The sequence below is a fragment of the Mesorhizobium sp. B4-1-4 genome (assembly GCF_006439395.2).
Classification (GTDB): domain Bacteria; phylum Pseudomonadota; class Alphaproteobacteria; order Rhizobiales; family Rhizobiaceae; genus Mesorhizobium.
On record NZ_CP083950.1, the window covers coordinates 692,731 to 710,848 of the forward strand.

Below are 18,118 nucleotides of genomic sequence, written 5' to 3' on the forward strand. Positions count from 1 at the left end.
TCGGCTCCTTATGAACGAGGTATCGGCCCGGCCACGCCCGGGCGGTTTAGTGAACTTACTGTGACAGGCGGATCGAAGGCTGTCACCGCCGGAATGACCCCGGCAAACAGCGACACCTCGACCAGCGTCGAATTGCAGGTCGGTGACTGAGCAAGGCGCGACGTCCCCCGGTCTGGTGTCAGCACGTTCGGGTTGCCATGCTTTTCCAGGCTGTGCGGCTGTCCTGGCTCGGCAGGGTCGAACCATGCGCCGGTCGGCAGCTGGACCACGCCAGGGATCAAGCCGTCCGTCAGCACGGCGCCCGCCAGGCATGACCCGCGATCGTTGGAAACAAGGACGACCGCCCCGTCCTGTATGCCGCGTGCCGCGGCATCCACCGGATTGATCCACAGCGGTGCGCGATCCGACACCTTTCCCGCGCGGCTGACCGAGCCATGATCGTACTGGCTGTGGAGCTTGTCCGCAGGCTGCGGCGACAGGAGATGCAGGGGGAGCCGCTCCGCAAGGTCGCTGCCCAGCCATTCCCTGGGCTCCCGCCACACCGCGTGGCCGGGACAGTCGTTATAGCCGAAACCATCGATCGTCGAGGAAAACAGCTCGATGCGGCCTGACGGCGTCGCCAACCGGTTCCGCTCCGGATCGGCGCGGAAGGAGCCAAGCAATGTCTGCGAGGTGACTTGCCGGGCAAGATCCGCATGGCCATCCTGCCAGAAACGGTCGAATGACGGCATCTCGACCCCGGCCGCGCCCGCATTATCCTTGGCCTGTTCGTAAAGCACACGAATCCATTGAGAGGCATCGCGCCCTTCGGTGAAGGCTTCGCTGGCACCGAGTCGCGCCGAGAGACCGCAGAAGATCTGGTAATCGTCGCGTGCCTCACCGACCGGATCGATCGCCTGCTTCATGGCGACGACGAGATTTTCACGGTTCGAGAAAGCGAGGTCATTCCTCTCCAGCGGCGTGGTGACCGGCAGCACGATGTCGGCATGGCGTGCTGTTGCCGTCCAGAACGGCTCGTGGACGATGATCGTCTCAGGCCGTTGCCATGCCTCGACGAGGCGGTTCAGGTCCTGATGGTGGTGGAACGGGTTGCCGCCGGCCCAGTAGACGAGCCTGACGTCGGGATAGGACATCGCGGCGCCATTGAATTCGAACGACCCGCCTGGATTAAGCAGCATGTCGGCAATGCGGGCGACGGGAATCAAGTCAGGCACGCGGTTCTTGCCTTGCGGAACGGATGGCCAGCGAAATCCCATCTCCGGTCTGCCGGCGCCATTTGTCGACGAATAACCGAAGCCAAACCCGCCGCCCGGCAACCCGACCTCGCCAAGCAGTGCGGCAAGCGTAATCGCGGCCCAGTAAGGTTGTTCGCCATGGTCGGCCCGCTGCAGCGACCAGCTGACCATCAACATGGTGCGCTTGGCGGCCATCTCCCTGCCCAGGGCGACGATCCGGTCCTCGGCCACGCCGCTCAGGGCGGCAGCCCATGCCGCGTCCTTCGGTTGCCCGTCGCTTTCCCCGAGGATGTAGGCGCGAACGATCTCGAAACCGGTGCAGTAGCGCGCCAGAAACCCCTCGTCATGAAGGCGTTCGCTGACCAGGACATGGCACAAGGCCAGCATCATCGCCGTGTCGCTGTTCGGCCGAAGCGGCAGCCATTCGGTGTCGACACCGCGCGGCGCGTCGTCGCGCACCGGCGAAACATTGACGAGGCGGGCGCCATTGCCGACGGCTTTGCGCAGGGCGGCCGCAGCCTCGTGGCGCGCCGCGCCGCCGCCTTGTATCTGCGCGTTGCGCCAGGGCAGCCCGCCGAAGGCGACGATCAGCTTGCTGTGCCGTTCGATACCGTCCCAGGTGGAATGATTGCCCGTCAGGCCGTCGGTCCCGCCAAGCACATGCGGCAGGATGATTTCGGCCGCGCCATAGGAATAGCTCAACACCGAGCTCGTATAGCCGCCGATCGTGTTGAGAAAGCGGTGCACCTGGCTCTGGGCGTGGTGGAATCTTCCCGCGCTCGCCCATCCATAGGATCCCGCATAGATTGCACTGTTTCCATGCTCGACGCGAACCCGGTCCAGTTCGGCCGCCACGATGTCCAGTGCCGTTTCCCACGACACTTCGACAAAGGGCTCGCTGCCCCGCCGGCCGTTGGTGGTGGACCTGTTTCCCTCGAGCCAGCCGCGCCTCACGGCAGGACGTGCCACGCGCAGATCCCCCTGTACCGTGCCGAGCATGGACTTGCCGATCGGCGATGGATCGGGGTCGCCGCTCCATGGCTCGACGCCAACGAGCCTGCCGTTCTCGGCACGGACTTCGTATGTCCCCCAATGCATGGTGGTGAGCAGGGTCTCGGACTCCATCAGACCGGTCAACGATCAATCGTCCCGCAGGCGAGGGTCCGCGTCAGGCCGACGTGCAACGCCTTGCCTCGGCCTGGCCGCGAAAGCGCCAGCCCCCGATGGGGACCGGCAGTTGCGGGATGGGCTTGTCTCCTCGCGCTTAGGCCTTCGACGCCTTTTCGAGGAACAACTGCGACATGGCGGTCGGCTGCACGCCGGCCACACCCTTCGCCGTTGCCGTCAGGTAGTCGTAGAAATAGCCGAAGATGACAGGCGTTTCCTCGAGCAGCAGCTTCTGGATCTTGCCCGCCGTCGCCTTCTGCGCTTCGAGATCGAGCGCGGCGATATAGCTGGTCGCCAGCGTGTCATAGTCCTTGTTCTTGAAATGCGCGGCGTTCCAGGTGCCGTCGCTCTTCAAGGGAGCCGCGAGATAGACGTTCGGCACGCCGCGATGGCCATAGTCGGTGATGCCCATCACCGAATCCAGCCAGTTCGATTTGCCGAACACCGCGTCTCCGTAGTAGGCGCTCTGGTCGAGGATGTTGAGTTCGAGCTCGATGCCGATCTCTTTGACCCAGTTCTGGATGAGCTGGGCATATTCCGGGATTTCGAGGTAACGCTCGGTGGTCAGCGTTATCTTGAAGCCCTTGCCGGCACCGGCGGCTTCCATCAACTGCTTGGCCTGCGCGATGTCCTGCTCGCGCTGTGGCACGCTCGCATCGGTCGAAGGGTAGACCGCGGCGAACGGACTGTCATTGCCCGCCACGGCGCGCCCCTTCATCAGACCTGCGACCAGCTTTTTGCGGTCGATGCTGAGCGCGATGGCGCGGCGCACGCGCGCATCCTTCAGCGGGCCGTCGTCGCAGCGCAGATGCAGTTGCTGATGCGCTGAAGACTTCAGGCTGATGATGTCGACACTCGGATCGTTGAGCAGGGCGACGCCAGCCAGCACCGGCATCTGGTTGATGATGTCGACCTGGCCGCCTTGCAGCGCCAGGATCATCGGCTGCACATCGGTGAAGAAGGTGAATTCCGTGCGATCCGGCAGCGCCTTCTCGCCCCAATAGTCGTCGTTGCGGACGAACGACGCGCCGACTTTCGGTGTGTATTTCTCAACCTTGAACGGCCCGGTGCCGTCGAAGCTCTTTTCGTAGTCGCCCTTGTAGCTCGCCGGGATGATTACGGCGTTGTAGTTGTCGGACGACAGCATGTAAGGGAAGTTGCCGTTGGGCGCGTCGAGGTGGAATTCCACCGTGTAATCGTCGACCTTCTTGCTGGCGCCCTTCGACAGGATGCCGGTGAAGACCGACAGAGCGTTGGAGGAATTGGCTGGATCGGCGAGGCGGTCGATGCTGGCCACCACGTCCTCGGCCTTCATTTCGCCGCCGCTATGGAATTTCACGCCCTTGCGCAGCTTGAAGGTCCACACCGAGCCGTTGTCGTTCGGCTTCCAGCTTTCGGCCAGTGCCGGCTTGAGCACGAGATCGGGACCGTCGACGCAGAGGAATTCAGCGACCTGCTGCATGACCAGCAGGCCGCCGGCATCCGCGATGGTGACGGGGTCGATGGCTGCTGCCGGCACGCTGCTGGCGACGCGGATTGTGGCGCCGGCTGCGCCAGCGGCGCGGGCGAGCGACGGCATGCCGCCCAGGCCGGCCGCCGTGGTTATGCCGCCAAGCAGCGGCAGCGACAGGCCGAGCAGGCTGCCATGCCGGATGAAGTCGCGGCGGCTGACACGGCCATCGACGAGGCCATCGATCAGATGGTTTTCGAGCGGCGTGCGGTTACGGCGGATGAGATCGAGAATGCGGTAATTCTTGTTCATGGGTTCTAAGCCCTTTCCCCAGTTGTTGTGGTTGGCGAAGCATTCCAGTTGACGAGTTCCGTGGAGTTCTCCTGTCCAGGCATTCATCACTATCGGTCGACGGACTGTAGCATGCGGTTCTGTCTGGTCCATCCGCCCCTTGGGTCGGAAAGGTCAGATTTTCTTGATGCATTTTCTGTCGGCCGGGCGACCGGATTGAAGCGTAGCCGCCTTTTTTCTCGATATTCCTCCTTCCTTTCAGCGTCCTTCTAGTTCAGTGGCAATCTGCGGTAAGTGCCGGGCTTTTCCGGGTCATGATATTTATTGCATGGCCCGTTCTCGACGAAGTCGCGATGACAGGCGGCAAGCTTCTCGCGTGACAGCGTGACGCCGAGGCCATGTCCTTGCGGCACCGCCACCACATTGTTTTTCGGCGCAAACGGCCCTTCCTCGATGATATCCATCGGCTGCATGCGAAACAGCGACTGGTTGGGCTCCCGGATCCAGCCGAGCGCGGCGCACAGATGCAGATAACAGGCGCTGCCGATGCCCGTGTCGCCGCTGTAGCACCAGTAGTCGATACCGGCGTGCTCGCAGGCGCCGACGAAGCGCAGCATGCGGCCGATGCCACCATGCGCCGTCGGGTTGCCGACGAAGGCGTCCGGAACCTTGAGGTCCATGGCGCGCGCAACGTCGATGTTGTGGGTCGAGAACGGGATCGAGCAATGACGGCGCAGTTCGCGCATTTCTTCGATCGTGGCCACCGGATCCTCCCAGTTGCGCACGCCGAGTTCCTCCAGCGGCCGCGCCAGCCGCCGCGCGGTGCTGAGCGAATAGGCCTGATTGGAATCGATGCGGATCATCGCGTCGTCGCCGAGCTTGCGGCGGATCAACTCGACCATCGTCAGTGAGATTTTCGGATCGTCGGTCGAGAATTTGCCCTCGAAGAAGGTCGTGCCATGCGTCTCGTGCAATTCGACGCAATAGTCAGCGACTTCTTCCGGCGTCGTCTCGCCCTTCACATCAGGTCCGTCGCCGCGCAGCGAGAAATAGTCGGTGAACGGGATGTCCTTGCGCACCGCGCCGCCGAGCAGTTGATAGAGCGGCTGGTTCCACGCCTTGCCGCGCAGGTCCCACAACGCCATCTCGATGGCGCCGAAGGCCATGATGCGGGCGCGATCATTGATCGACTGAACGCCGGCCCAGAAGGGCAGGCAGACATGCTCCGCACCGGCGATGTCGAAGGCGTCGCGGCCGACGAGCCGTTGGGCAAGCACGTCATTGACGATGGCCGCCGCGGCCGGCGTCGGCGCCTCGCCGAGGCCGACAAGCCCGTCCTCCGTCTCGACCTCGACAATGGTCGGCGAGAAGCCGTCGAGTTCGCCGAAGACCCAGACGTAAGGGGCTTCCAGCCGGTAGTTGATCGGCGTTGCCCTGATGCGCCTGATCTTCATCTCAGCGGCCGATCTCGAAGAAGGGTTTGCCGAGCAGGTCGGGAACGACGTCGATGCCGAGGCCGGGCCCGTCCGGAATGCCCATGCGGCTGCCGATCACCGGCGGCATGTTCGATGCGGTGCGCACCGTCACCCATTCGTGGAAGGCGATGGCATGCAGCCGCCGCTCCTCCGGCGTCGACAGCGACAGGTGCGCCATCGCCGCTGTATCGATCTCGGCGCCGCCAGTGTCCTCGACCGTGATCATGAAGCCGAGGTCGACGGCAACGTCGCGGATCAACCGGGTCTTGGTGATGCCGCCGAGCCGCGAAATCTTCAGCGTCAATCCGTCGGCGGCGCCCTGGCGATGGATTTCCAGCATCTCCTCCAGCGAGGTGACGGATTCGTCGAGCACCATCGGCTTGTCGAGCATGCGGCGCACCGACATGTTCTCGTCGATCGTCGTGCAGGGCTGCTCGAACGTGTAGTCGATTGCGCGCGTCGCGTCGGCGAACTGGCGCGCCTGATAGGGCGTCCAGCCGGCATTGGCGTCGCAGAAGATCACAGTGCCTTTCGGCACCGAGCCAGCGACCGCGGTAACACGCTCGATATCGTCGCGGACATTGCCGCCGACCTTGACCTGCAGCCGGTGGAAGCCGTCCTTGACGATCCGCTCGGCCAGCGCCGCCATTTGATCGACCGTGCCATGGGTGACGACTTTGTAGAGTTCGGCCGTGTCGCTCTCCTTGCCGCCGAGCAGCGTGACCAGCGGCACGTCGGCGGCGCGTGCCGCGAGATCCCAGCAGGCCATGTCGAGCGGCGACTTAATGTAGGGATGGCCCTTGAACACAGTGTCCATCAGCCGGCCGATGCTGGCCAGCCCACGCGGATCCTGGCCGATAAGGTGCGGCCCGATTTCCGGCACGCCCGCGCGTGTCCCCGCTGGAAACGCCGCCGAGTAGAAATTGCCGAGCGGCGCCATCTCCCCCCATCCGGTCAAACCGCTGTCCGAGGTGACGGCGACAATCACCGCGTCGAAAGCATCGGCGACGCGTCCCTTGGACATGCGGTAGGGGCCGTCAACGAAGGGCTGCACGACATGATAGGCTTTGATGGTTTCGATCTGCACTTTGGTGTCCGTTCTCAGCGATGAGGAGAGATGATCAGGCGCCTTTTGGCGTGCGCGCTTCGAGGCCGCGCGCATAGGCAAGAAGCTCTTCGAAATCGAGGTCGATGTGCTCGCGGGCGTGACGCTGGGCGGCGCGCATGTCGTCGCCCTTGAGCAGCCGCACATAGGTCTCATGGACATCCTCGGCCGGCACGGCTTCCTTGCGTGCCTGCTGGTGCAGGGCGAAATACATCTGCAGCCGGCTGGTCAGCCGCTGCCATGTCTCCAGGAGCACCGAATTGTCGGCCCATTCGTGGATCAGGCCGTGCAGCTGCAGCGCGGTTTCGATCTGCCTTGTGGTGTCGCGGTCGCGCGTTGCCTGCTTGACCGCCTCGTGACGCCGGTCGAGCTCATCGAAAAAGCGCTGGTCACGCAGCTTCCAGGTCCGCTCAATGGCGAACTCGTCCAGCACCTTGTTGAGTGAATAGGCATCGTCGATGTCCTTGGCGTTGACGTCGATGACGAAGGTGCCGGCATAGGGAATGCTGGTCAGGATGCCTTCCTGCACCAGTTCGCGTATCGCCTCGCGCAACGGCGCGCGGCTGACCCGCATCTGTTCGGAAATACGGAGCTCGTTGAGCTTCTGGCCGGGTTCCAATTGGCCGGTCAGGATGGCACGCCGCAGCAGAGCCACGATTTCGGCCCGGCGCGTCGTGTCGACAATCGGGCTGAACTCCGTCTTCACCATTCGGCCCACTCCAGCGAGAACAGAAGGCTAGACAATCAGATTGTCGACAATCCAACAAGTCTCTTTCTGAGATTTTTCATTCTTGCCCATAGTCCGACCCGAATGCGGTCTGGGGCGGCTCAGGCTGCCCGGCCATAGAAGCCGACCCGTTCCTCGTCACTGAACATCACCCCCGGCTTTTCATAATAGGAGAACACCGCGATCATGCGTTCGCGTTCGCCTTCGACGGTGGTGACGCGGTGCGCGGTGTTCTTGCCGCGGAAGACATTGAGCGTGCCCGGCTTCATGCGCAGGATCTTGGTGTCAGGGTCACGCCCTTCGAGCAGCCGCGCGACACCCTCGAAGTTCGGGTTGTCATCCGATCTGAGATCAGTGCGGTATTCGAGGTCGCCGCCGCGTTGCGCCTGCTGCAACAGCAGCGTCGTGGTGAATTCCGAGCGGTCGAAATGCCAGTTCAACGCCTCACCGGCGCGATAGGCCATGACATTGGCGCGGGCCAGCGGATCCTGCATGACATGCAGCCTCTCCTTGCCCATCGTTGCGGCCAGGAACCGCACCAGCGGCTCATACTCGTAAATCGCCATCACCGTGCTGCCGGGTATCTGGTCGGCGCAGACGGTGTGGCTGATGGTTTCGACCTTGCGCAGCGCGGGATGATCGGGCGCGAGTTCGGGGATATCGGGTTTGAAATAGATGTTGTGCATGCGCTTGTGGACGTGGGATTGCGTGTCCATCACCGGCTTGATTTCCCGCACCGCCTTTTCGGCAACGCCGGGCCTCAAGAGACCTTCGAGATTGAACATGCCATCGGCTTCGAGCGCTGCGATGGACTGTTCGACAAGACGGTTCCATTCGGGGCTGCCTTCGCGGTCGAGCGGATAACGGTCGAGATCGAGAATGTCTTTCATGTCGCGTGCTCCATAGGTTGGGCACAGAAGAGGGCAAAAAATTCTTTCCCTCAACGCGGAAAATTATTAGGAATGGCCAAGAAAAACTTATGGAGGCTGCATGGAGCGCCTGCCGCCGCTGAATGCGATCAGGGCCTTCGAGGTCGCTGCCCGCGTTGGCAGTTTCACTCTGGCGGCGAGTGAGCTTGGCGTGTCCTCGGCGGCGGTCAGCCAGCAGATACGCAACCTCGAAACCTGGTTCGGCAAGCAATTGTTCGTGCGCACCGGCAACCGCATCACGCTAACCGATGCCGGCCATGCCATCTATCCGCAGACCGCGCGTGCGCTGGGCGACATTGCCGCCATCGGCCAGCGCATGCTGGAAGGCGGCTTGAGGACACGGCTTGTGGTCAGCGTGCCGTACTCGCTGGCCGAGCTGTGGTTGGCGCCGAGGCTGGCAGCACTTCTTGAAGCCTTCCCGCACATGGCGAGCGACGTGCGGGCGGAAGACGATCCGGTCGACCTGACGCGCCAGGGTGTCGATCTGCGGATCTCCTATGGCGACTACCACTATCCCGGCCTGCGGATGGTCCGCCTTGTCCATGACGATGTGCTGCCGGTCTGCGCCCCAGGGTTCTGGCACCGGCATGGCAATGGCGACAGAGGTCTGTCGGATCTGCATGAGAGCCTGTTCATCCACACCAATTGGGGTCCGAACTATGCCTCGCACCCGACCTGGGCGGATTGGTTCGCGGCATCCGGCGGCAACCGCTCGCCAGACCCGTCGCATGGCCGTCGCGTCGGCCTGTCCAGCCTGGCGATCGCCTCGGCGAGGCTCGGCTTGGGTATTGCCCTCGGCCAGCGGGTGATGGCGCAGGCCGATCTGGAGGCAGGGCGCCTGATCGCGCTGTCATCGGTCTCGGTGCGCCTCGGTCATCCCTATTGCGCCTTCATGCCGCCAGCCAAGGCCGACCGCGCCGACGTGGCCGCTCTTGTCGGCCTGCTCGTGAAAACGGCGCCCACGACCTGAGAAAAGGTCGAGGACGCCGCGCGAAAACCGGGCCTGCGGGGGAGTCAGGTAGCCGGTTTCTGTGGCAGTGGCGAGATCGGCATTCCGGGTCCGATCTTCTGCAGATTGCCCGTGATCACCTGGTCGCCTTCGGCGACGCCGCTCAAAATGGCGATCTGGTCGCCACTGGTCGGTCCGAGCGAAACCAGCCGCTGGTCGACCGTGTTGCCCTTGCCGACGACATAGAGATATTTGCCGAGCTGGCTCGAGCCGAGCGCGACCTGAGGCACCATCAGCGCATCGGGCTGCTGTTTGACGTGCAGCCGCACGCGCACATATTGGCCCGGCAGCAAGGTGAACTTCGCATTGCCGATTGTGGCGCGGGCCGTGATCGTGCCGGTCGAGTGGTCGACGGTGTTGTCGATGAAGGTCAGCTGCCCTTTCTGGCTGGCTTCCGTGGTACCGGGCAGCAAGACTTCGACTTCGATCGGCCCCGATGCCCGGGCTTCCTCGATCTGCGCAAGGTCCGTCTCGCTCGGATTGAAGGTAACGTAGATCGGGTCGAGCTGCACCAGCGTGTTCAGCACCGTGCCGGCGACGCTGACCAGCGTTCCGACGGAGGCCTGGTTGCGGCCCAGGCGTCCGGTGAACGGCGCATGGATTTCCGAGTAGCTCAGATTGAGCTCGGCCGTGCGCACGGCCGCCTGGTTGAGCGCCAGCGACGCCTGCGCCTCGCGCAAGGTGCTGGTGCGCTGGTCGAAGCTGTCCTTGGCCAGATAACCGCTCTTGGCCAGTTCGGAGCCGCGGCCGAGGTTGGACCGCGCATAGTCGAGCGTCGCCGTGTCGCGCTGCACCTGGGCTTTCGCCTGGTCGAGCGCGGCCTGGAAGTCGTCGGGCGAGATCTTGTAGAGCAGATCGCCCTGCCGCACATCGGCGCCGTCTTGCGCCGTCTGTTCCTGCAGATAGCCCGGCACTCTGGCCTGCAAGGTGATGCTGCGGATCGGTTCGATGCGGGCGGCGTAGTCGAGATAGATCGGGATCGTCTTCTTGACGACGCTCGCCACCGGCACCGGCATGACAAAGGCTGCCGCGGCCGGCGTCGCCGCTCCAGCAGTGCCGGCGCTCAGCCTGAGGTTACCCATGTCGAGCAGGTGGACGCTCGCCACCGAGATGGCGCCCAGCGCGACAGCCGTTCCCAACGCTATTTTCCATTTACGCATGGTCAGTCTCCAATCTTATTCGGCCGCTTGCGCCAGGGGAGGGAAGGCGGGTTCGGCGGTTGGTTCAGTGTGCGTGGCAGCAGGCTCATCACCGCCACGGCGTTCGCGGAATTGTTCGATGACCGCGTAGAAGACCGGCACGAACACCAGCGACAGGATGGTCGCGGCGACCATGCCGCCAAACACGGTGGTGCCGATCGACTGACGGCTTGCCGCGCCCGCACCCGTGGCGAACATCAGCGGCAGCACGCCAAGGATGAAGGCGAAGGCGGTCATCAGGATCGGCCGCAACCTGAGCCGCGCGGCTTCCATGGCCGCCTCGACGATGCTCAAGCCTTCCTCGCGCCGCCGTCTTGCGAACTCGACGATCAGGATCGCGTTCTTGGCCGCCAGGCCGATCAGCATGACGAAGCCGATCTGCGAATAGACGTCGATCTGCATGCCGCGCGCCCAAAGTGCGGCGAACGCGCCGAACAGAGCGAGCGGCACCGCCAGCAGCACCATGAACGGCATCGCCCAGCTCTCATATTGAGCCGCCAGGATCAGGAAGACGAAGACGATGGCGAGCCCGAAGACGACGGACGCAATCGATCCTGCCTTGAGTTCCTGGAAGGTGATGCCGGTCCATTCGAAGCCGAAATCCCTGGGCAGTGCGGTGGCCGCCGCGCGTTCCATGGCAGCGACAGCTTGACCGGACGAGAAGCCGGGCGCGGCGCCGCCATTGATCGTGGCCGAGGCGTTGTTGTTATAATGCGGCACGGTTTCCGGACCGACGAACGGAACCAACTTGCCCAGCGTGCTGAGCGGCACCATGCCGCCGGAAGCATTGCGCACATAGAGCCGCGAAATGTCTGCCGCACCCGCGCGAGCATCCTTGTCGGCCTGGATGGTCACCCGGAAGGTGCGGCCAAACAGGTTGAAGTCGTTCACGTAAAGCGAGCCGAGATAGATCTGCAGCGTGTTGAAGACGTCGGGCAGGTTGAGGCCGAGCAGCTTCGCCTTGGCTCGATCGAGGTCGTAGTTGAACTGCGGCGTCGAGGTCGAGAACGGCGAGAACAGCTGCTGCGGATTGATCTCGGGCTGCTTGCGCGCCTCGGCGATCACGGCCTGCGTTGCGTCGTTAAGCGCATTGCTGCCGCGGCCGGTGAGGTCCTCCACGACGAATTCGAAACCGCCGGTCGTGCCGATGCCGGGAATGGACGGCGGATCGAAGGAGAGCGCGAAGGCTTCCGGTATCTGCAGCAGCTTCATGCGCACGTCGGCGACGAGTTTCGAGGCGCTCTGGTCGGGGCCGCGCTCCTCCCATGGCTTCAGGATGGCGAATTCGACAGCCGAATTCGACTGCGCGGCACTGGTCAAGAAGTTCAGGCCGCTGATCGAGCCGACAATGTCGACGCCGGGCGTTGCCTGCAGGATGTCGCGTGCCTTCTGCGCCACCGCGTCGGTGCGTTCCAGCGAGGCGCCGTCCGGCAGCTGGATGACGACGAAGAAGTAGCCCTGGTCCTCGACCGGAAGGAAGGTCGAGGGCAGGCGCTGCCAGACGAAATAGGTCGCGACCAGCCCGGCCGCGAACAGGCCGAGCATGATCCAGCGCAAGCGGACGAGGATGCGAACGCCGTGGGCATAGGCATGCGACAGCCTGTCGAAGCCGGTGTTGAACCAGCGGAACAGCACGAACTGCGTGCCATGGCGATGGCGCAGGAAGGCGGCACTGAGCGCCGGGCTCAGTGTCAGCGAATTGAAGGCGGAAATGCCGACCGAGATCGCCACCGTTAAAGCGAACTGATTGTAGAGCCGCCCCGAAACGCCGGGAATGAAGGCGACGGGTATGAACACCGCCATCAGCACGGCGGTGGTGGCGATGATCGGCCCGGTGACTTCGGCCATGGCGGCCTTCGTTGCCGCCAGTGGTCTCAGTCCGGCCTCGAGCTGTCGCTCGACATTCTCGACCACCACGATGGCATCATCGACGACAAGGCCGATCGCCAGCACCATGCCGAGCAGGGAGAGCATGTTGAGAGAGAAGCCCAGCATCTCCATGACGACGAGCGTCGCCACCAGCGACACCGGAATGGCGATGGTCGGGATGATGGTCGTGCGCCAGCTTTGCAGGAAGACGAACACCACCGCGACGACCAGCACCAGCGCTTCGCCGAGCGTGATCAGCACGTCATGCATCGACGCCGAGACGAAGCGCGTCGTGTCGTAGTGCATGGCGTAGGAAACGCCCTTCGGGAACCGGGTCGACAGTTCCTGCATCTTGTCCTTGACGCGCTGCTGAAGGTCGAGCGCGTTGGAACCGGGCATCTGGTAGACGGCGAGCACCACCGTCGGGTCCTTGCCGAAGAAGGCCGAGGACGAGTATTGCAGCGCGCCGAGTTCGATGCGTGCGACGTCGCGTAGCCTCACCAGCGAACCGCTGGTCGTGTTGGCGCGCACGACGATGTCGCCGAATTCCTTCGGGTCGCTCAGGCGGCCGACCGCGTTGACCTGCATCTCGAAGGCGGTGCCGGCCGGGGCGGGCGACTGGCCGATCTTGCCGGCCGCCACCTGCACGTTCTGCTCGGAAATGGCGTTCTGCACGTCGACTGCGGTGATGCCGAGATTGGCGAGCTTGTCCGGATCGAGCCAGACTCGCATTGAATAGCGCCGCTCGCCGAAGATCTGCACGTCGCCGACGCCGGGCAAGCGCTTCAGCGGATCGACAACCTGCAGATAGGCGAGATTCGAAAGCGCCACCGGATCGACGGAATTGTCGGGCGAGGTGAGGTTGACGATCAGCACGAAGTTCGGGTTCTGCTTCTTGATCGTCACGCCGCCCTGGTTGACGATCGCCGGCAGCGACGAAGCCGCCTGCGAGACGCGGTTCTGGACGTCGACGGCGGCGGTGCTCAAGGAATAACCGACATCGAAGGTGATGGTGATGGTCGAGGAGCCGTCATTGGAACTCGTCGACGACATGTAGGTCATGCCTTGCACGCCGTTGATCTGCTGCTCCAGCGGCGTCGTCACCGTATCGGCGACCACTTGCGCGCTGGCGCCAGGATAATGGGCGCTGACCACGACCTGGGGCGGCGTGATGTCGGGAAACTGCGAGACCGGCAGCAGGAAATAACAAATCGTCCCGGCGAGCACCATGATGATGGCGATCGCCGAGGCGAAGATCGGACGGTGGATGAAGAAATTTACCACGACACACACGCCTCGCCTGCTGTTCTTGCCCTGCCGAATGCACGGGCAACGGTGGACAGCCGCTGGCGGCGCCCGGTGTCATTCCGCGTGCGGAGCAGCGGTTCGTCGCGGTTCTGCGCATCGGCGAGCGACCGCAGCATCGTTTCGAGGGCGCGCGGGTCGACGCCATCGGCTTTCATGACCAGCCGGATCATCGGATCCCGGACGGCTTCATCTATGGTAAGATCGCGGCGCTGTGACATTGGCCGGCTCCTTGTCTGTCGATTCGCAGCCCATGCTCGCGAACCGTTTTTCATCTCTTCACCGGCCGAGGCCGCATGATTGGCAATCTTTTCGTCTCTCTCGATCTGGTAGGACCAGGTCACGACCTTGTTATTGACGGCGGACGATATAGGTGTTACCAGTAAGTAACATTCTGGAAGTTACAGACCGGTAACACCCTAGTCAAGAGGTGGCCGAGGGTTTTTTGGAAACGAAAGGAGATCATGATGACAGACGGCGTCGTGGAGCGCTCTCGTCCCCGGGATCGGATCCTGGAGACGGCACGCGACATGTTCCACAAGCACGGCATCAAGGGCGTCGGCGTCGACGCCATCACCGAAGCCGCCGGCACGAACAAGATGACGCTCTATCGTCACTTCGAATCCAAGGACGATCTCATCGTCGAGTGCCTGCGCGCCAATGCGGCCAAGGCCGGCGCGATGTGGGAAACATTCGAAGCGGAGCATCCGGGCGACAAGCTCGCGCAGCTTCACGCCTGGGTTTCCAAGGCGGCCGCCATGCTCAATACCGACGGCCGTGGCTGCGACATGGCCAATGCCGCCGCTGAGCTGACCGAGCCGGACCATCCGGCAAGGCGCGTGATCAAGGAACTCAAGGAAGCCCAGCGCGAACGCCTTGTCGGACTCTGCCGCGATGCCGGCATCGGTCAGGCCGAGCTTCTCGCCGATACGCTGTCGCTGCTTTTCGAGGGCGCGCGTGTCAGCGTGCAGACCGTGGGCACTGAAGGCCCCAGCACGCAATTCGTGCGCATGGCTGAAGGACTGATCGTTTCCTTCCGGGGCGCTGCGGCCGGCTGAAATTCGTCGCGGCTATCGGTCATTCCCCACCGCATCAGCGGGCGATGCCTGACGCCTTTGTTGGCCGGCTGCTGACGCACTACCCGCCGGCTGAACGAAAAAAGCCCGCTGCCGGGAGGAGGTGGCAGCGGGCTCGATTTCGAATGTGGTGCGGGAGGAGGTGCACCCCATTCAGCGCCGGCATCGCATCTGGGAGGAGTAGATGGCCGACAACCAGAAGCTACGAATTGCCCAATGATTCGGCAATCACGAATAGTGCATAGCAGCTGTGCGGATTTGCCGTGTCGCCCCGTGATATTCGGGTGCGACCTCACTGCACCGGCACGTTTTCCCTGAAGATCAGCCGCGGCTCGATAAATTTCCGGGTCAGATAGGGTGCCGATGACGCAATGGAGCCGAGCAGGCGGATGACCGATTGTTCTGCGATCAGCCTCGCATTCTGGTCGATGACGACGTCGACAAGGTCGTCGACGAGGTAGCCGCGCGTCTCCTTGGTCAGGTCGTGGCAGATGAACACCGGCTTGCGATTGGGCCGCGCCTCCCGGATGGCTTTCGCGACACCGGAGCGTCCAGCCCCGACGCAATAGATGCCGAGCAGTTCCGGTTCGTTGCGCAGCGCCTTCATGGTCTCGGCGTAGCTGGCATCCGGCTCGTCATTGATCTCGACGGCGCTGCTGATGGTCAGGTTGGGAAACTCCTCGCCAAGCACCGAGCGGAAACCCATTTCGCGTTCTTCATGCCCACGATAGGAGCGTGAGCCGACGACCATCGCCAGCTGACCTTCGCGGCCGCCGAGGAAACGCCCCATCAACAGTGCCGCGGTTCGCCCCGCCACCCGGTTGTCGATGCCGACATAGGCCGAGCGCGGGGCGGCCGGAATATCCGACACCAGCGTCACCAGGCGGATGCCGGCTTCGACGATGTCGCCCAGGATGTTGCGGGTTCGTGGATGGTCGATGGCGATGACACCGACGCCATTGGCCTTCAGCGACAGGTTTTCCACGGCTGTCTGCAATGCGTTCGGCGAGATGCCGGCGAGGTTGTGGATCCGGCAGGACGCGACCAGCGGCAGGCGCGACGCATAGTCCTCGATGTGCCTTGCCAGATCCTGCATGAAGGCGTTGCTGCCGATCGGCAGGAAGAATTCGAGGTTTGCGGGCTTGGAGGGCAGCGTCACCTGATCGGCGACCGGCAAATAGCCAAGCTGCTTGGCGGCCTCCATGACGCGCTGCCTGTTGGCGGCGCTCACGCCGGGCCGATTGTTGAGCACCCTGTCGACCGTCGCCGTCGAGAGCCCGCAGTTCCTGGCGATATCGGAGACGGTGGCCTTCATGCCGCAACCCTATGCGTCGACGCGTTGGCGCGCCATATGGGTGATGTGAGAAGCGATGCGATCTGAGCAACGGATGATTGCCCACCATCATCCCATTCGCATTCGACGGTTTCGACAGGACGGCTTCCGCCCGTCCTCAGTGCGCCGGTTTGCCGTCGGCGATGGCGTCCCGGATTTCCTTGTCCGACATGCCGGTGATGATCCGTTCGACTTCCGCGACACTGGTCTTCTTCGGATCGATGTCGTCGGCGACCACCTTGCCCCGGCGCATGACGACGATGCGGTCGACCACCTGGAAGACATGGTGGATGTTGTGCGCGATGAAGATGCAGGAATGACCGGAATCGCGTGCGTTGCGCACGAAACTCAGCACGCCCTGTGTTTCGGCCACGCCAAGGTTGTTGGTCGGCTCGTCGAGGATGATGAGATCGCTGTCGAAATGCATGGCGCGCGCGATCGCCACCGCTTGCCGCTCGCCGCCGGAGAGCGAGCCGATCGGCGTCGTCGGTGGAATGTTCTTCGAAATGCCGACCTGCTTGAGCAGGTCGCGGGCGACCGTGTTCATTGCCTCCTGGTCCATGCGGTTGAGGAAGCGCGGCGGCCTGATCGGTTCGCGTCCCAGGAACAGGTTGCGGGCGATCGACAGTTGCGTGACCAGTGCGGAGTCCTGGTAGATGGTCTCGATGCCGTTGGCGATCGCGTCGCTGGTGCTACGCAAGTTCACCTTCTTGCCGCGTATGAAAATGTCGCCGCTGGTCAGCGGCACCGCGCCCGACAGAACCTTGATCAGCGTCGACTTGCCGGCGCCGTTGTCGCCGAGCAGACCGACGATCTCTCGTTCGTTGACATGAAAATTGGCATCCACCAGCGCCTGCACGCGGCCGTAGGACTTGCGAATGTTCTGCATGCGGATGAGCGGTTCAGCCATGGTTCAAGTCCCTGCCTGATGCCGGCGTTCCAGCCATGAGTGGAGTGCCATCATGCCAAGGATGATCGCGCCGATGAAGATGTTGTAGGCAAGGCCGGGTACACCGATCAGCACGATGCCGTTGCGCATCACGCGCAGGATCAGGATGCCGAGCACCGTGCCGATGATGGTGCCGCGCCCGCCGGTCAGCGCCGTGCCGCCGATAACCACCATGGCGATCACCTCGAGTTCATAGCCGGTGCCGCTGTTGGGATTGGCGGCGGAGGTGCGCAGCGAGGAGATAACACCGGCAAGCGAGGCCATGACCGACGACAGGATGAACAGGCCGACCTTGACGCGGTTGACATTGACGCCGCGAGCGCGCGCCGCGTTGGGATTGCCGCCCGCCGCCTGGATCCAGTTGCCGGTCCGGCTTTGCGTCAGCACATAGCCAAGCGCGATTGCCGCGGCGATGAACCAGAACAGCGACATATAGATGCGGAACGGGCCGATGAAGAAGTCGCCGACCAGCGCTTCCGCCAGCCAGCTGCCCTCGGCGCTCCAGGTCCGCTGCGGAAAGCCGTCGGTGATAAAAAGGGCGCTGCCGCGCACCACCAAAAGCATGCCGAGCGTCACCAGGAAGGACGGGATCTTGAGCTGTGTGACGAACCAGCCATTGACCAGCCCGATCAGGGCGGCGACCACCAGCGCGACGACGAAGCCCATCTCCAGCGAGGTCACGCCGCCGTTGAACAGCGTCCACATCAGCACCGGCGAGAAGCCGAACAGCGATCCGACGGACAGGTCGAATTCGCCTGACGTCATCAGCAATGTCATCGCCAGCGCGATCAGGCCGAGTTCGACGGTGAAGGCCAGCGTGTTGGAGATGTTCTGCGGCGACAGGAAATCGGGGTTGATGCTCCAGAAAACGGCGATTTCGACGACCAGCAGGACGAAGGGTCCGAATTCCGGCCGCGCGATCAGGCGTTGGATGAGCGAATGATTTTCCACAGGGAACCCGCGACATGGTTGGAGCGGGCCGCGACCGCCACCGCATCG

Annotated in this window: 14 protein-coding genes; 2 read left to right on the plus strand and 12 right to left on the minus strand. The window is 63.4% G+C overall.

The window, feature by feature from the left end:
* Positions 1-8: 8 nt before the first annotated feature.
* From FJW03_RS03060 to FJW03_RS03085, 6 genes are all read right to left on the minus strand, one after another.
* Positions 9-2,360, minus strand: a complete 2,352-nt coding sequence (locus FJW03_RS03060) for a molybdopterin guanine dinucleotide-containing S/N-oxide reductase (protein WP_140760661.1) — start codon at positions 2,358-2,360, stop codon at positions 9-11.
* A gap of 139 nt (positions 2,361-2,499) precedes the next feature.
* On the minus strand, positions 2,500-4,164 hold the full coding sequence (locus tag FJW03_RS03065) for an ABC transporter substrate-binding protein (protein ID WP_140760663.1): 1,665 nt from the start codon (positions 4,162-4,164) through the stop codon (positions 2,500-2,502).
* A gap of 248 nt (positions 4,165-4,412) precedes the next feature.
* The gene (locus tag FJW03_RS03070; protein WP_140760665.1) at positions 4,413-5,597 is read right to left on the minus strand and encodes a mandelate racemase/muconate lactonizing enzyme family protein; all 1,185 of its coding nucleotides are present in this window, start codon (positions 5,595-5,597) and stop codon (positions 4,413-4,415) included.
* Position 5,598: 1 nt separating this feature from the next.
* Complete coding sequence (locus tag FJW03_RS03075) at positions 5,599-6,705, minus strand: mandelate racemase/muconate lactonizing enzyme family protein (RefSeq protein WP_140760667.1); 1,107 nt, start codon at positions 6,703-6,705, stop codon at positions 5,599-5,601.
* Between the two features lie 34 nt (positions 6,706-6,739).
* Positions 6,740-7,432, minus strand: coding sequence for a GntR family transcriptional regulator (locus FJW03_RS03080; protein WP_140760669.1), 693 nt, complete (start codon positions 7,430-7,432; stop codon positions 6,740-6,742).
* 119 nt (positions 7,433-7,551) lie between these two features.
* Positions 7,552-8,340 (minus strand): 2OG-Fe(II) oxygenase, encoded by a 789-nt coding sequence (locus FJW03_RS03085; protein WP_140760671.1) that lies wholly within the window; start codon positions 8,338-8,340, stop codon positions 7,552-7,554.
* 100 nt (positions 8,341-8,440) lie between these two features.
* Between FJW03_RS03085 and FJW03_RS03090 the strand changes: the two genes are divergently transcribed.
* Positions 8,441-9,349 (plus strand): LysR substrate-binding domain-containing protein, encoded by a 909-nt coding sequence (locus tag FJW03_RS03090; RefSeq protein WP_140760674.1) that lies wholly within the window; start codon positions 8,441-8,443, stop codon positions 9,347-9,349.
* Between the two features lie 44 nt (positions 9,350-9,393).
* Here the strand turns inward: FJW03_RS03090 and FJW03_RS03095 are convergent, their stop codons facing one another.
* Genes FJW03_RS03095 through FJW03_RS03105 form a run of 3 tightly spaced genes read right to left on the minus strand, consistent with a single transcriptional unit; the run spans position 9,394 to position 14,105 of the window.
* The gene (locus tag FJW03_RS03095) at positions 9,394-10,548 is read right to left on the minus strand and encodes an efflux RND transporter periplasmic adaptor subunit (protein WP_140760676.1); all 1,155 of its coding nucleotides are present in this window, start codon (positions 10,546-10,548) and stop codon (positions 9,394-9,396) included.
* A 15-nt stretch (positions 10,549-10,563) separates the two neighbouring features.
* Positions 10,564-13,740, minus strand: coding sequence for an efflux RND transporter permease subunit (locus FJW03_RS03100; RefSeq protein ID WP_140760678.1), 3,177 nt, complete (start codon positions 13,738-13,740; stop codon positions 10,564-10,566).
* Positions 13,734-14,105 carry a hypothetical protein gene (locus FJW03_RS03105; protein ID WP_226890571.1) on the minus strand — a complete coding sequence of 124 codons (372 nt, stop codon included), beginning with the start codon at positions 14,103-14,105 and terminating at the stop codon, positions 13,734-13,736. Before FJW03_RS03105 ends, FJW03_RS03100 begins: the two co-directional genes overlap by 7 nt.
* Before the next feature lie 123 nt (positions 14,106-14,228).
* Between FJW03_RS03105 and FJW03_RS03110 the strand changes: the two genes are divergently transcribed.
* Positions 14,229-14,819, plus strand: a complete 591-nt coding sequence (locus tag FJW03_RS03110; protein ID WP_140747516.1) for a TetR/AcrR family transcriptional regulator — start codon at positions 14,229-14,231, stop codon at positions 14,817-14,819.
* Positions 14,820-15,129: 310 nt separating this feature from the next.
* Here the strand turns inward: FJW03_RS03110 and FJW03_RS03115 are convergent, their stop codons facing one another.
* The 3 genes from FJW03_RS03115 to FJW03_RS03125 all read right to left on the minus strand — a co-directional run bounded on the left by FJW03_RS03115 (position 15,130) and on the right by FJW03_RS03125 (position 18,070).
* On the minus strand, positions 15,130-16,152 hold the full coding sequence (locus FJW03_RS03115) for a LacI family DNA-binding transcriptional regulator (protein ID WP_140760680.1): 1,023 nt from the start codon (positions 16,150-16,152) through the stop codon (positions 15,130-15,132).
* 136 nt (positions 16,153-16,288) lie between these two features.
* The gene (locus FJW03_RS03120; RefSeq protein ID WP_140760682.1) at positions 16,289-17,080 is read right to left on the minus strand and encodes an ATP-binding cassette domain-containing protein; all 792 of its coding nucleotides are present in this window, start codon (positions 17,078-17,080) and stop codon (positions 16,289-16,291) included.
* A 3-nt stretch (positions 17,081-17,083) separates the two neighbouring features.
* Positions 17,084-18,070 (minus strand): ABC transporter permease, encoded by a 987-nt coding sequence (locus tag FJW03_RS03125; RefSeq protein WP_140760685.1) that lies wholly within the window; start codon positions 18,068-18,070, stop codon positions 17,084-17,086.
* Between the last annotated feature and the right edge of the window lie 48 nt (positions 18,071-18,118).